Annotated in this window: 15 protein-coding genes; 5 read left to right on the plus strand and 10 right to left on the minus strand. The window is 49.5% G+C overall.

Annotated features, from left to right (window positions below; translation table 11 throughout):
- Positions 1-75: 75 nt before the first annotated feature.
- Positions 76-1,467: a class II fumarate hydratase gene (locus tag QL223_RS01270; protein ID WP_002542440.1), complete on the plus strand. Its 1,392-nt coding sequence runs from the start codon at positions 76-78 to the stop codon at positions 1,465-1,467.
- A 7-nt stretch (positions 1,468-1,474) separates the two neighbouring features.
- Here QL223_RS01270 and QL223_RS01275 read toward each other — a convergent pair whose 3' ends face one another.
- Both QL223_RS01275 and msrB read right to left on the minus strand, forming a co-directional pair.
- The gene (locus QL223_RS01275; RefSeq protein ID WP_002542439.1) at positions 1,475-2,854 is read right to left on the minus strand and encodes a sensor domain-containing diguanylate cyclase; all 1,380 of its coding nucleotides are present in this window, start codon (positions 2,852-2,854) and stop codon (positions 1,475-1,477) included.
- Between the two features lie 256 nt (positions 2,855-3,110).
- Positions 3,111-3,554 (minus strand): peptide-methionine (R)-S-oxide reductase MsrB, encoded by a 444-nt coding sequence (msrB, locus tag QL223_RS01280; RefSeq protein ID WP_002542438.1) that lies wholly within the window; start codon positions 3,552-3,554, stop codon positions 3,111-3,113.
- A gap of 140 nt (positions 3,555-3,694) precedes the next feature.
- Here msrB and QL223_RS01285 point away from each other — a divergent pair, with 140 nt between their 5' ends.
- Together QL223_RS01285 and QL223_RS01290 are read left to right on the plus strand one after the other, a co-directional pair.
- Complete coding sequence (locus tag QL223_RS01285; protein WP_239644013.1) at positions 3,695-4,339, plus strand: hypothetical protein; 645 nt, start codon at positions 3,695-3,697, stop codon at positions 4,337-4,339.
- 384 nt (positions 4,340-4,723) lie between these two features.
- A complete protein-coding gene (locus QL223_RS01290) occupies positions 4,724-5,395 on the plus strand; it encodes an HAD family hydrolase (protein WP_002538964.1) in 672 nt (223 codons plus the stop codon).
- 15 nt (positions 5,396-5,410) lie between these two features.
- On the opposite strand, the gene QL223_RS01295 is transcribed toward QL223_RS01290, so the two are convergent.
- The 8 genes from QL223_RS01295 to QL223_RS01330 form a co-directional block, all read right to left on the minus strand.
- A complete protein-coding gene (locus QL223_RS01295) occupies positions 5,411-6,286 on the minus strand; it encodes a lipase secretion chaperone (RefSeq protein WP_002538965.1) in 876 nt (291 codons plus the stop codon).
- Between the two features lie 15 nt (positions 6,287-6,301).
- Entirely contained in the window at positions 6,302-7,243 is a 942-nt protein-coding gene (locus QL223_RS01300) for a triacylglycerol lipase (protein ID WP_039850051.1), read from the minus strand.
- A 270-nt stretch (positions 7,244-7,513) separates the two neighbouring features.
- Positions 7,514-8,578: a succinylglutamate desuccinylase/aspartoacylase family protein gene (locus QL223_RS01305; protein WP_046304975.1), complete on the minus strand. Its 1,065-nt coding sequence runs from the start codon at positions 8,576-8,578 to the stop codon at positions 7,514-7,516.
- On the minus strand, positions 8,562-9,470 hold the full coding sequence (gene rimK / locus QL223_RS01310) for a 30S ribosomal protein S6--L-glutamate ligase (RefSeq protein WP_002538970.1): 909 nt from the start codon (positions 9,468-9,470) through the stop codon (positions 8,562-8,564). Before rimK ends, QL223_RS01305 begins: the two co-directional genes overlap by 17 nt.
- Positions 9,471-9,474: 4 nt before the next feature.
- On the minus strand, positions 9,475-9,966 hold the full coding sequence (locus QL223_RS01315; RefSeq protein ID WP_002538971.1) for an ATP-dependent zinc protease: 492 nt from the start codon (positions 9,964-9,966) through the stop codon (positions 9,475-9,477).
- Between the two features lie 430 nt (positions 9,967-10,396).
- The gene (locus QL223_RS01320; RefSeq protein WP_281543613.1) at positions 10,397-10,885 is read right to left on the minus strand and encodes a GNAT family N-acetyltransferase; all 489 of its coding nucleotides are present in this window, start codon (positions 10,883-10,885) and stop codon (positions 10,397-10,399) included.
- Positions 10,886-10,912: 27 nt separating this feature from the next.
- Complete coding sequence (locus QL223_RS01325) at positions 10,913-11,386, minus strand: GNAT family N-acetyltransferase (protein ID WP_039850053.1); 474 nt, start codon at positions 11,384-11,386, stop codon at positions 10,913-10,915.
- Between the two features lie 320 nt (positions 11,387-11,706).
- The gene (locus QL223_RS01330) at positions 11,707-12,570 is read right to left on the minus strand and encodes a DMT family transporter (RefSeq protein WP_281543614.1); all 864 of its coding nucleotides are present in this window, start codon (positions 12,568-12,570) and stop codon (positions 11,707-11,709) included.
- A 121-nt stretch (positions 12,571-12,691) separates the two neighbouring features.
- On the opposite strand from QL223_RS01330, the gene QL223_RS01335 reads away from it, so the two are divergent.
- Positions 12,692-13,174 carry a MarR family transcriptional regulator gene (locus QL223_RS01335; protein WP_281543615.1) on the plus strand — a complete coding sequence of 161 codons (483 nt, stop codon included), beginning with the start codon at positions 12,692-12,694 and terminating at the stop codon, positions 13,172-13,174.
- A 72-nt stretch (positions 13,175-13,246) separates the two neighbouring features.
- Entirely contained in the window at positions 13,247-13,510 is a 264-nt protein-coding gene (locus QL223_RS01340) for a hypothetical protein (protein ID WP_281543616.1), read from the plus strand.
- Positions 13,511-13,656 lie beyond the last annotated feature (146 nt).

Genomic DNA, 13,656 nt, shown 5'->3' on the forward strand with positions numbered 1-13,656 from the left:
AAATTTCAGTATTGGGGTCATACTGGAAGTTAGGGGTCATGGTGGTATTGAGAACCAGTCTGCAGGGATAACGCGATGAAGAACAACGCTACCCGCACCGAGCGGGACAGTATGGGTGTAGTCGATGTGCCACAGAATGCGCTCTATCAGGCGCAGACTCAACGTGCAGTGGATAATTTCAACGTTAGCGGACGCACCATGCCGGTGCCATTTATCCAAGCACTGGCGATGGTGAAATACTGTGCTGCCAGTATCAACAGCAGTCTGGGGTTGCTTGACCCGCAGATCGCCGAAGCAATAACCGAGAGTTGTGATGAAGTCATCGCGGGTGATCACCTGAAGCATTTTCCGGTCGACGTGTACCAGACTGGCTCAGGTACCAGTTCCAACATGAATATGAATGAAGTAGTCGCCACACTGTCAGCCATTAAATGTGGGATGGCGGTGTCGCCGAATGATCATGTAAACATGAGCCAAAGCAGCAATGATTCCATTCCGACTGCTATTCAAATCAGCACTGTCCTTGAAGTAGAAAGCCGCCTGTTGCCGGCTATTTCGGTATTGATGGATGCCATCAGCGTGAAAGAAGATGAGATTGGGCATATCGTCAAAACAGGTCGCACCCATTTGATGGATGCCATGCCCGTCACCTTTGGACAAGAACTGGAAGCTTGGCGACATCAATTCGAAGGCTGCTACGAAGGCGTTGTATTCAGCCTGAAAGGGATGAAGAAACTGGCTCAGGGAGGCACAGCTGTAGGGACCGGTGTGAATGCACACCCGCAATTTGCCGCATTGTTTGCGACCGAAGTGTCTGCTCTTACCGGTATCCGGTTTGAAGCCAATCCGCACCCCTTTAACGCCATGGGAAGTCTGGATGCGACCATGGCACTTTCGGGCCAGCTGAGAAATCTGGCAGTGGCGTTGATGAAAGTGAGTAATGACTTACGCTGGATGAACTCTGGCCCCTTGGCTGGGCTGGGAGAAATTGAGCTTGAAGGCTTGCAACCTGGTTCGTCTATCATGCCGGGGAAAGTAAACCCAGTCATTCCTGAGTCAACCGCTATGGTGGCTGCACAGGTGATGGGGAATGACACAACGTTGGGTTTGGCGGGGCAATCGGGGCATTTCGAGCTGAACGTCATGCTACCGCTGGTTGCCGATAAGCTGTTAGAGAGCATCAACCTGCTTTCAAATGGCTTAACCATGCTTGCTACTAAAGCGATTTCTAGCTTCAAAGTCAGAGAAGATGAGGTAGAAGCGGCATTGGCGAGAAACCCGATTTTGGTAACGGCATTGAACCCGGTGATCGGTTATGCCAAAGCGGCTGCGATTGCCAAGAAAGCGTATGCGGAGAACCGTCCGATTATTGATGTGGCAGAAGAAGAAACTGAGTTGTCGCGCGAAAAACTTGAAGCGTTACTGGACCCTTATCTTCTGACCCGCGGCGGCATTGCTGATAGTTGATGCCTACTTACGCGATCTCAGTCCGGTTTCTTCCGCCATGCTTGGCTTGGTAAAGTAGGCCGTCTGCGCGACCCAGAAGGGCATCTTTTGATTCAGATGACTGATACACGGCGGCACCAATACTGATGGTGACACTCAGTTCAAACTCCTGATAGCGGAAAATGTGGTTTTCGCAGCGCAGACGTAAACGTTCGAGCGCCTTGAGTGCCTGCTCTTCATTGCTGCCGGGAAACAGGATGGCAAACTCTTCTCCACCAATCCGCGCAACCAAATCTGAATCGCGCATTTCTTCTTGCATTAGTAAGGCGATTTCCATTAACACCACATCACCCACCGCATGCCCATAGGTGTCATTCACTACTTTGAAATGATCAACATCGATCATGGCGACCACCAATTTTCCCTGATTCTGGGCAGCATCTTCAAACTGTTTCGCAAGTTCAGGGAAAAACGCATAGCGGTTTGGAAGTCCGGTCAGTTGGTCAGTATTGGCTTTGGTTTGCCATTTATCCCGCGAACGTGAAACCACATTCAATCGGCGAACGTGAAGGCCAATAGCTAACGGCATGATCACACTCATTAGTACATAGGTCATCAACGAAGCATGGCCTTCCACCTTGTCAGGCAAATCAAAGGGGCCGAGATTGTAGGGGGCAATGGTGGTGACGATGATGCCCATACCAAAAAGGGCAGCTAACGACGCCAGTTCTTCCCCTTTAAAGGCCAATATAACGGGGATGACAGGAGCAACGAATATCAGTCCCGGTGCGCTGCCAACAAAAGCAAGAACGGTTAACCCCAGATAGGAGATGATTGCCAGCAAAGCGTTTCGCGTAAATTGCTGCAAAGGCTTCCTTTCGAGTCGCCAGAGTTGATAGAAAGGTGCGACCAGCAGAATGCCAAGGGCATAGGTCGATGTGAGTTCGTAAAGGTCGTAAAAGTAGTTGCCGTCACCCGTGTAACCACCGTACAGCGAATCGGATGCAGTAACGAGTGCCACGAGAAAGCCCGGCAGAATACACACTTGCAGTACGTAGTGTTTCAGCGTTTCAAACCGAACGCCGCTACCTATGAACAGCCTTTCCCAGATTTGCGCTGAAAGGTAACAGGCCATGGGCGTGATGGCGCCAGTGATCAGCGCAGGTGCGAGAGGCGCGCTCGGATCCCAGCGGTAAATCGCCAGACCAAAAGCCAATGTGGAAGCTGCAATCAACGCGACGAGGGTGCGAATGCCGCCATAGAGGCAGCCAATCATCCCAATTCCGGAGGCAATGCTCACCTGGGCGATATTCGCATCATGAAGATTAAATGGCGTTGTGCCGGTAAAGGTGGCAACAAAGAAAATGAATATGACGATCGCTGACCATGCCGATGAACCTCTTGTCATGAATCAACTACTCCACGTGCTAATAAGTGTGCATTGCTTTCCCTGCAAGGAAATGGTTATCAAATTGAATTGTTTCATTATAAGAACCTTCAAGCTCGCAAAGTGTGGCTTTAGTGCGAAAACATCATGAAAAGTAGGGAATTATTTGAACTTGATGAGGTTGTGTATGGGAAGTTATGCAGAAGCTGCTTAGTCTGTCTGGTAATAAAAGGGCGCCCACCAAAGTGAGGGCGCCTCGTTATTTGTGCCGATATTCTTACTTCTCTTTAGCGAGAGCCACGGCATTGATGCAGTAACGCAAACGGGTTGGAAGTGGTCCATCTGGGAACACATGCCCAAGGTGCGCGTCACACACATTGCAGGTGACTTCGACCCGCGTCATACCATGAGAAATATCCATGTTGTAGGCCACCACGTTGTCTTCGAGTGGTGCAGTGAAAGAAGGCCAGCCTGTGCCTGAGTCAAACTTCTCATTCGCGTTGAACAGCCGTTCGCCGCAGCACACACAGGTGTAAATGCCCGGTTCAAACAGGCCGCACATTTCAGAGCTGAAAGGGCGTTCGGTGCCATGTTTGCGGGTCACATAAAACTGCTCTTGGCTTAGCTCGGCCTGCCACTCCACCTCTGATTTTTCAACCCGGCGGGGTGGAACAGGGTTGCCATTTTTGGCAGTGGTAATCACAGAATCCCAGTTAAGCATAATCGTTACCTTATCGTGGTTATTGAGCGACCAACATGGAGAAAGTCCACGTTAGTGGAGTAATTGACCGCAAGTACCAGAAATTAATTTCATCTCACCAATTAGGCGGCGTTTTAGTGTGCGTGTACTAAGGTTGAACCATGGCTTTAGAACATTACATTCCTCAACCCAAATGCCTTGAACTGGCGGCGACCTTGCTCCGTCGAAGCTTGGTATGTCTGGTTTTTCCCTTGTTCCTGCTTTCTGGCTGCGCGTCGAATAACACTAGATCAGATACGCCGGTGGATTTTTCTCAGATCAAAGATGATCAAGTGATGATAGTGGGGAAAATATCGATAATCCCTGCCGTGATAGCGCAAGATCTTAAGCAAGAGACTGATACTTTTAAGCCTTTCGCGAACGAAAGGGTACTTTTGTGGCTTTCTGCCGATGTGGGAAACAACGGAGAAAGCATTGGCATATTGGCTGACTGGGGCCAGCCCTTCTATTTCGCGTTGCCAAGGCAAACTATGCAGGTAACGGAACTTGAACGCGCAAAGGGGGATGTCGATGAACTTACTTACTTGCCCTTGGCCTTACCGGAAGTGATGAAGTATCTGGTGCGCGTTGATGATAGAGCCGTATACATTGGAAATCTCAGGCTCTATGTGGACGAGTTTGATCAGATAGTGGCATTGGAAGTGGTCGATGAGTCCGTGTCAGCCGTTGCGGCATTCCAACGTAGGTTTGGTACATCAGTTCGGCCACGCGTCTCGCTGATGGCCGAGGAAGCTTACTTTCGTTAGGGGCTGTTGACCTTTGGTGATGATTTTTGCAGCAGTTTGTGGGGATTTTATGCAAGGCAGAGGCTTCGATGTGTAGCTAGCCTACATAAGAAGCCGATAACGCAGGAGAAAGTCCCCACAAACGCTGCCCGAAGGGTTCTGCCCTAAGCGTTTTATGCTTTGTTGAGGTGTATTTGCTTAGAATGACTAGGCGGCACACACCTCGCCGCGCCTAAAACGCTTAGGGCTAGAACAAAATTTCACCACCAAAGGTCAACAGCCCCTAGGGTTTTAACTCACTCACTTCTCACAATCGTGCACTCGGTAGCCCCATTGTCATCAAATTGTGCCAAGATGATTTTCAGCACAACGCCATTCATTGCCCATTAAATCAAGGAGATAACCATGGCCGCACATCTTGCTGTGTTTGATCTGGACGACACACTGGTGGAAGGCGATTCCATGTCCCGCTGGCACCAATATCTGATTGATATTGGCATGGTGAGCGATCCTGATTTTCTCAAAAAAGATGAAGAATACATGGACGCCTACTTCGCAGGCACTTTGGAGCTCGATGGGTATTTAGCATATAGCCTGTCGCCGTTAGTATCTTATTCCGTCGCGGATGTTGATGCGCTGGCAGCGCGCTTTGTCCAAGAGCGGATGTTGGAACATATCTATCCCGAAGCCAAAGCACGGTTTGAAACCTTGAGGGCAGAAGGTGCGTGCATTGCCATCATTTCAGCATCGCTCGGTTTTCTTGTGCATCCCATTGCGAAAGTGCTGGGAGCGGATGTATCGATGGGGGTCGATTTGGTGGTGGAGAATGATCAATATCAACCGAAACCAGATGGCATTCCTTCCTTTCGTGAAGGCAAGGTTCACCGTCTGGCGCAATGGATAGCAACGCTCGACGAGGATTTCGAACACGTCAGCTTCTATTCGGATTCAATTAATGATCTGCCGATGTGTCTGTTTGCCGATGAAGTGTACGTGGTGAATCCTTGCAGTCAGCTCTTCAAAAAGGCGGGCGAATATCAATGGCCTGTGCTGAAGTGGGGCTCGCACGCGGAATAAGGAGCCCCGGGCAGATTAAATAGCGTTGGATTCGTCGTCGTGAATACGCTCTAAGGCGGCAGCACGGCGTCTCTCTTCATCGGAAAAATAGGACTCTCTCAGCGCACTGAGTGCCTGCTCGCGTTCTGTGTCAGACAAATAACTCTCTTCCAATAGGCTCTGGCGCTCAGTCAGGTATTGCTGGAATTGATTGTTAAACTCAGCCTCTTCTTGTTCAAAGGCCTGCAACCTGAGTGCGGCTTCTTCCCCGACTAACTCATTCAACTGTTGATGCTTTTCGCTGTCATCCAGTGCTGATAGGGCATTCATTTCGCACAGTAAAGCCGCGTTTTGGTAACTCTCTTTCATGTCCGGTGGCAGTTGATCCAACTCGGCCTGCCACTGTGCGTTCATTGTATCCCGGTCGAGCCCCATGGTTTCCAACTGCATGCGTTTAATGGTCATTTCTCTGGCGAGGTTTTCCTCATAGAAAATGCGTTGGCGCTCGGCATCGGAAAAGTGTTCGGACTGCAGTTTCTGCGTTTGTTCATGAATGAATGTCAGGTAATTCAATCCGGATAAACCTTCAGGCATTGATATTCCCACCAGTGACTGGCGATAAGCTTGGTATTTCTCAAAAAGAACCTTCTGCTTCTCGCCGAAACTGAGGGTGTCTGCGAAGGCTTCGTAATCTGTGGTGATCTGGGCGAGATCGCGCTCGCCCAAGGTAGAGAGAAAGTACTCAAACGTATCACGATCAGAAGATATATCGACCTCCGTCCCTTCGTGGGAAGGTGCTCTCGCGACCGTGTTTTGCTCCGTTGAACCGGAGAAAAGATAAAGCGCGGCGAACAGCAAAATCCCGGCGATGATCAGAATTGCGATTTTATAGCTGGTGAACGTGATACGCATGAGACGTCTCCTTATTTACAACCCCTGACGCTTAAGGCGATTGGCGTGCTGACGATAAAGGGTAACGGGGTCGGTTTCGAAAAGATGATGAAGGCCAAACAGTTGATTTACTTCGTCAAGATGATTCATTCGGTAGTTACTGCGAATAACTTTACCGAGATGGGTTGAGCATCGTCCTACAAGGCCATCGTTAGCTTCTGAGAAGAAAAGGCCAGTGGCGAAAAGGACGGGATCACTGATATCGAACACGTTAGTGACAGTGCTGGTACCAGACCAGGAGTAGTAATACACACCGTTTGCTGCACGGTAAGAACCCTCTCCACAACGGCTGGTCGGCACACCTTCAGGGTATTTGGCATTGAACGCCAAAGAACCTTTAGTGGTTAGCGAATGCAATGAAGCTAACGGATCTTGCGGCAAGCTAGAACCCCCTGAAAGCAGGCTGATTAAGCCAGAGAGGGTGCGGGCAGCGGTAACTGCTAACGCTTCGCCTGCAGAACCGGGAGGGAAGGTGCCGCGAACAACATCAGCGAACTCAGAGCCCTTGTTGACACCGCCGACGCTGGTGACCGAAGCCACGTGCTGTGGCGCAACAGATGCCACATAGCGAGCGGTTGGACTGCCATGGCTATGACCAATCAGGTTCACCTTACTTGCCCCTGTCACGGCTTTCACCCAACGTACCTGACGCAGCAACTGCTCACCGCGTTTTTCGGAACTGTTAGTCGCCGACACCTGCGCCACAAACACTTTCGCGCCACTGCGGGTCAGCGCTTGTGGAATGGCGTGGAAGTAATCCATCCCCGCAATGCTGTCAAAGCCGAACAAGCCATGAACGAGCACAATAGGGTATTTGGTTTGGGTGTAACCTGTAGTGGTTGTGCCTGATGTGGTGGAGCCAGCAAATACTGAAAACGACGTGATGGTGAACAACATCGCTATAACGATTCCCTTCATTTCAATTTCCTCTGGTCAGTCCTCTGATGTCGATTAAATCTTAGCCAGTGGTTAACTTTGAGTCAGGTATCAAAAATGAGAATGAAAGGACTTTGTTAAATCAAGGTAAAAATTGCGTGGTTGGGAAAGCATCGAAAAGGCGAAGAACGGACTGACCGGACAAAGGAAGGAAAATACGGATGGAATTGTCTTAACGTGCTGAAATTGGAGTTGTTTAGATAAATAAGAAAGGAGCGCATAGCGCTCCTTTCTTGTCGGGAATCGTCGCGCTTATTGCACGCCAATGCCCCATTTGATTTCGTTGCTTGAGTCGTCAACCACTTCATCGAGGTAGTTTTCAACTTGCTGCTCAACCAGTTTGTCTGGCTCTTCAAAGAAAGCGATGTGATAGATGGCATCACCTTCGTTTACCAGTGGCAGGGTTTGCTGACCAATGATAATTCCGCCTTGTGGTGCGTAGATTTGAATTTCTTCGCTACCGGTAGGCGCACTGATTGAAGCCAGAGACTGACCTTTGCTCACGCGCTGTCCAAGCAGCACGTGTGAACGCAAGATACCGTCCGCTTCTGCACGCACCCAACGGGTCGCACGGGCAATCACAGGCTCGACATTGGTCTTTTTGCTTGCCTTACGGATCATGCCAAGGTGCTGCATCACGCGCTTCACACCTTTCACACCCGCAGTAATGGCGTAAGGTTCGAAACGCAGCGCTTCACCGGCTTCATAAGTCAGTACCGGAATACCAATCTTTTCCGCTTCAGAACGCAGAGAACCTTCGCGCAGTGCAGCATCGATAACCACAGGGGTGCCGAAAGCCAACGCCATTTCATAGGTTTCTTCGTTGGAAAGGTTCGCACGGATTTGTGGCAGGTTGGTGCGATAAATCGCAGCCGTGTGCAGGTCAAGAATATGAGTACAGCGACGAACGATTTGTTCGAAGATCTGGTACGCCATACGACCGGCAATAGAACCACGCTCAGAACCCGGGAAACAGCGGTTCAGGTCACGGCGGTCTGGAAGGTAACGCGATTTATGAATGAAACCGAAAACGTTCACCACAGGGATCGCAATCACCGTGCCTTTCAATGTGGCAGGGTTCAGACGATCCAAAATCTGGCGAACGACTTCAACGCCGTTTAGCTCATCACCATGAATAGCCGCGTTTATCATCAAAACAGGGCCGGGCTTCTTACCATGAATAACTTCCGCTGTTACAGATAGCGGAGAGTGTGTGTAAAGCTTAGCAACTTCAAATTCAACACTTGCGCGTTGACCTGGCGGGATGCTCGTCCCGCCAATTTCGAATGCATTATTTTTGTTATTTGCTTTTGACACGTGTCCTTGTCCTCGGAGAAGAGACTATTTTCTCTATATGTTCAATGATCAGGCCTGCTACGTCTTTACCGGTAGCAGTCTCGATCCCTTCAAGACCCGGTGAAGAGTTCACCTCCATCACCAGAGGTCCGCGCTCAGAGCGCAGCAAATCAACGCCTGCTACGTGAAGACCCATCGCCTTCGCAGCAGCAACCGCTGTTTTACGTTCCGTTGGGGTAATGCGTACCAGAGACGCGCTGCCGCCGCGGTGCAGATTAGAGCGGAATTCGCCTGGCAGTGCCTGACGTTTCATCGCTGCAATCACTTTATCGCCGATAACGAAACAGCGAATATCCGCGCCGCCCGCTTCTTTGATGTACTCCTGAACCATGATGTTGGCTTTCAGGCCCATAAAGGCTTCGATAACACTCTCTGCCGCTTTACGGGTTTCTGCCAGAACCACACCAATACCTTGGGTTCCTTCCAGCAGTTTGATGACCACTGGGGTACCGCCCACCATGTTCAGAAGGTCTTTAATATCGCCCGGTTTGCTCGCAAAACCTGTGATAGGCATACCAATATTCTTACGAGACAGCAGCTGGAGTGAACGCAGCTTGTCACGTGAGCGGGAAATCGCCACTGAATCGTTCAGGGTGTAGATTCCCATCATCTCGAACTGGCGCAAAACTGCACAGCCATAGAAGGTCACAGATGCACCGATGCGCGGAATAATGGCATCAAAACCCACCAGATCTTCACCCATCAAATGGATAGAAGGCTGGGTAGAGTTGATGTTCATGTAACAACGCAGCGCGTCAATAATTTTATATTCGTGGCCGCGTTGCTCACACGCCTCGATCAGGCGGCGAGTGGAATAAAGATTTTCGTTACGAGAGAGAATTCCAATTTTCATATAATTAACCTTGTTGCGCCTGAACGAGGAAAGATTTAACCGGATCGACCAACAGTCGATTTTCCATTGCGGTACGACCCAGCAACATTCTAAATACCATGGTGTCGCGTTTGGTCAGTGTCATTTCGATAGGGTATGACAAGTTACCAACCACCAGTGTTGTTTCGATGACATAACGCAAGGTCTCATGACCGCCAGAGTCGCGTACTTTGCGCATGTCTTTCACTTTTGCGTGACACTCTTTTTCGGTCATGTTGTCGTCTTGAATTGGGTGGATCATAAACTTCACCCATTTCTCGCCATCTTTTTCATATTCGGTAATGCCGAAAGTGTGCAAACACGAAGTTCGTGCGCCAGTGTCCACTTTCGCTTTGATCGCAGTGATACCCAGATCTGGTAAGGCAACCCATTCACGCCAGCCAACAAGCAATCGGTCATTTGATAAAGCTTGGTTATTGTCCTCGACTGCTGGTCGAGCTGTGTTTTTGTCAGTCATCGCTGTCAATGCCCCAGGTAGTGATTTTCGAACGGATGGAGTGAGCGCATCAGTCGTTGACACTAACTCAAGTAAACGATAGTAGCTCGGCGGGAACATGCCGCTCACATTTGTAAGAACTGATTGAATAATCAAGACTATCGTTATCGCTGAATGCCCAGACAGGGCGACTGCTCAGCGTACCAGGCTCCGGCGGCGCTCATTTCATCCACTTACTCGGCACCGCACCAAAGAGCGCGCAAGTTACAGCTTTGCGAAGCTAGCGACAAGTCAATTTATTGCTTGTGACGATGAAAGATATTGATGGATGCTGGATGTGAATTTTATGGAATATCAGGTGGTTGTGGTGAGAAACCACCCGATTACCATTGCACAAATTCGTGGTGTAAATCTGATTGATTGATGTGATGAAAAACGGGAGGAAGTGGGGTTACATCGCCGCGTATTGAAGGGTGGGAAAGTCGTCTCCACGGATCCACTCGCAAAGCACATCTACCAGACCTTCTTCATTGTCATGTTGGCCGATTTGCTTTTCAACAAAACCATGCTTGCGCCAAAATCGTCGTGCTACCTCATTCATTTCAAAGGTATAAAGCTGAAGATTATCGCTGGTGGTTTCTTTGGCTAACTCGACCAAGGCGCTGCCTATGCCTTGATGCTGATACTCACAATCGACGTAAAGCTGGGTAATCACGTTCTCATCAAACGCAATCAGGCCCAGTACACGTTCGGAGCGTCTTTCTAAAGCAAGATAGATGCGGTTCGTCGCCGTGAGAATACGGTTGAGGTAGTAACGATGTGCTTCAAAATCGTGAGCCTCGGGAATACCCAAGGCTCGTTCTTTGCTACTGCGCCACATGGAAATGGTTTGTTCTGTGTAGCGCGGATGGTAATCAATAATTTCTATTCTTTTATGCATAACCCTGAATCTACGTTGTCCTTAACGTTAGGCAGGACTGAACTGTTGCAGTGTTCGGGTATAAAAGACGCTGTTTGGATCTTCAATATATTCCCCGAATGGCGAGCAAGCTTCGAAGCCGAAACGCTCATAAAGACGATGCGCTGGCTGAAATTCTGGTTCAGTACCTGTCTCTAAACTTAGACGCGTGTACTGACGCCTGCGTGATTCTTGGAGAATATGTGCGAGCAAGTTCGCAGCTACACCCTTTCTCAGGTGTTTTTGTGACGTGCGCATAGATTTGATTTCACCGTGCGACGGGCCAATTTTCTTCAGCGCGCCACAACCGGCCAGTTCCCCTTCAATCCACACACTCCAAAGAGTCACATCTGGGGCTTTCAAGGCACTGAGGTCAAGGGCATGCACGCTTTCTGGCGGGCTGATTTCGTGCATGTTATTGAGGTGTTCCTGGAGGAGGCCTTTAATTTCCGGGCCGTTTAGGTCGTCGATACGAATGTCCATGATGTCTTCCTCCAATCCTTTGAGTGAAAGGATATTTAGCATTGGCTTTGGGCGGTGTTCAAGCTGGGATGAAAAGCGTAAAGGTATGTTGTTCCGAAACTATCAGGAGGGAATGACTTTGGTTGCGATAAAAGGCGAAGGATGTATCTATGGAGGTGGTGTTTGTAGGACGAATAAACTGAAATGATTCAAATGGAATATGCATCTGTTTGAGCTTAAATATTAGATTTGCTTCAACCTTTTCTGTGCTTTCGGCTGTATTTTGTCTTAACAATAAGTGCAGACGAAAAAGCCCCTTTGCAGGGGCTTTGAAAACTTGATTAATGTGCGGGGTTCAGCGTCAGTTTCCGTTGCGTTCTTTGCTTGCTGTACACCATCAACACCAGACTCATCATCACCATGGCGATACCAAGCCATTGGTACGGCCCCAATACTTCACCGACCAGGAAAATACCCAAGGTGACCGCAGCAACAGGGTTCAGCATGCTGATCATTGCCATGCTGTCTGCGCCGATCTTTTTGATCGACCGTGAAAATGCCCAGTAAGCGAACGAGCTGTTCAGCAAGCTGACCCAAACCAGCCCCGGCAATTCATGGGTGGTAATGGGTTTCGGTGCGCCTTCCACAATGAATGCCAACGGCACCAGTAATAGACCGCCTAGTGTTAACTGCCAAGCTGTCAGGCGGAAAATATCCGTGACTGGCCAGTCTTTCAGCCATAAGGAAGCTCTTGCCACTAACGCCGTCGCAGCCAGTGCCGCCGCCGCGCCGATAGGATCAATATTAGCGCTCGGGTTCAGGATCATCACAATCCCAGAGAAGCCAACCAGCGCCAACAACAGCATTTTCAGTTGTGGGCGTTTTCCTTCCACCAACCACTGCATCAGCATTAATTGCAGCGGTAAGGTTGCGCCAAGTGTGCCGGCGACAGAGCCCGGAAGACGGTAAGCCGCAATAAATAACAGCGGGAAGAAAGCGGCAATATTAAAGACGCTTAACAAGGTCATTTTTGACCAAGGTAGCGGAGGGCGCCCCGGCTTCAATAAAAGAAGCAACAGACCCGCAGGCAGTGCACGCCAAACTGCCACCCAAAAAGGCGAGAGATCGTGCAAAAAGAGACTGACAGCAGCGTAAGTGCTTCCCCATAAAATAGGAACCAATGCTGCTAACAGGTAATTGCCCACATGTGCCTCCGGTCAAAGTTTTTCAAAAAGTATCTTTTATGAAAGATAAAATATTCGCATTGTCTCTTTTGATCAAGTATCTTTTTCAAAAGATAGATTGAGTGCCGAAGTGAAGGACACCATGAAAGCCGATCATGTAGATACCATCATTGCCCAATGGGCGACGCAAAGACCGGACTTAGACTGCTCACCAATGGGCGTGATTGGACGACTTGGAAGGGCGAAACAAATCATCACCCCGAAACTGGAAGACGTATTTAAGCAAAATGACCTCAGCAATATCGAATTCGATATTCTGGCTTCCCTCCGCCGCGCCGGCGAACCTGTTACCCCGACTGACCTTTATCAAACCCTGATGCTTTCATCCGGAGCCATGAGCACGCGTGTCGATGGCTTGGTGAAGCGTGGTCTTGTGATTCGGCAAGCCAGCGAAACCGATAGAAGAAGCTGTTTGGTCACCCTGACCGAAGAAGGACAGGCACTGATCGACAAGGTCGTCGAGCAGCACATCGAAAACGAACGACATATTCTGGAAGCGCTGACAGCCGATGAACAAAAGCAGTTGGCAGGTCTGTTACGGAAATGGCTGGCGGCGAATGAATAGTGCTTTGCACTGAAGCTGAGACGCAAAACCCACTTCCTTCGGTGCATACTCTCAGTAGAAAGGAGTATGCGAATGGAATTGATGAAAGTCAGCAAGCTGGTCGCCATGAATTTGAACTGGGTGCGGGGAGAAGATGCCCGGTTCAAATCCATCTTGAAAGAACTGAAGCAGGGCGCAGACATTAACGAAGCGATCCAACTTATCCGCTGTACCTGCGGGAAGACTTACGTGTTGCAAGACGGTGGTCACCGCATCAGTGCCGCATTCAAAATCTATCAGGACACAGGGAAAGATATCGACATTCCGGTGAACCTGTTTCAATCCTCCATTCCTTAATGGATGCTTCTTTGGCCCCGAACACAGCGCATTTTAACCGTACTTAATACGGCCTAGTTCTTTGTTTTTCATCTAAACATTGAGCCAAACCCCACGCCTGCTATTCACTACAATCAAGGCTACCACCAAGAAATTTATTCAGGTTT

This window comes from Grimontia sp. SpTr1, from assembly GCF_947387585.1.
In the GTDB taxonomy this organism is placed as follows: Bacteria; Pseudomonadota; Gammaproteobacteria; order Enterobacterales; family Vibrionaceae; genus Enterovibrio; species Enterovibrio indicus.

Bases quoted from the DNA above. Each gene is read 5' to 3' on its own strand.
- QL223_RS01325 (WP_039850053.1), bottom strand. From the start codon at position 11,386: ATGGACATTCGTATCGACGACCTAAACGGCCCGGAAATTAAAGGCCTC.
- QL223_RS01340 (WP_281543616.1), top strand. From the start codon at position 13,247: ATGGAATTGATGAAAGTCAGCAAGCTGGTCGCCATGAATTTGAACTGG.
- rimK (WP_002538970.1), bottom strand. From the start codon at position 9,470: ATGAAAATTGGAATTCTCTCTCGTAACGAAAATCTTTATTCCACTCGC.
- QL223_RS01275 (WP_002542439.1), bottom strand. From the start codon at position 2,854: ATGACAAGAGGTTCATCGGCATGGTCAGCGATCGTCATATTCATTTTC.
- QL223_RS01270 (WP_002542440.1), top strand. From the start codon at position 76: ATGAAGAACAACGCTACCCGCACCGAGCGGGACAGTATGGGTGTAGTC.
- QL223_RS01315 (WP_002538971.1), bottom strand. From the start codon at position 9,966: ATGACTGACAAAAACACAGCTCGACCAGCAGTCGAGGACAATAACCAA.
- QL223_RS01295 (WP_002538965.1), bottom strand. From the start codon at position 6,286: ATGCGTATCACGTTCACCAGCTATAAAATCGCAATTCTGATCATCGCC.
- QL223_RS01320 (WP_281543613.1), bottom strand. From the start codon at position 10,885: ATGCATAAAAGAATAGAAATTATTGATTACCATCCGCGCTACACAGAA.
- QL223_RS01285 (WP_239644013.1), top strand. From the start codon at position 3,695: ATGGCTTTAGAACATTACATTCCTCAACCCAAATGCCTTGAACTGGCG.
- QL223_RS01335 (WP_281543615.1), top strand. From the start codon at position 12,692: ATGAAAGCCGATCATGTAGATACCATCATTGCCCAATGGGCGACGCAA.
- msrB (WP_002542438.1), bottom strand. From the start codon at position 3,554: ATGCTTAACTGGGATTCTGTGATTACCACTGCCAAAAATGGCAACCCT.
- QL223_RS01290 (WP_002538964.1), top strand. From the start codon at position 4,724: ATGGCCGCACATCTTGCTGTGTTTGATCTGGACGACACACTGGTGGAA.
- QL223_RS01300 (WP_039850051.1), bottom strand. From the start codon at position 7,243: ATGAAGGGAATCGTTATAGCGATGTTGTTCACCATCACGTCGTTTTCA.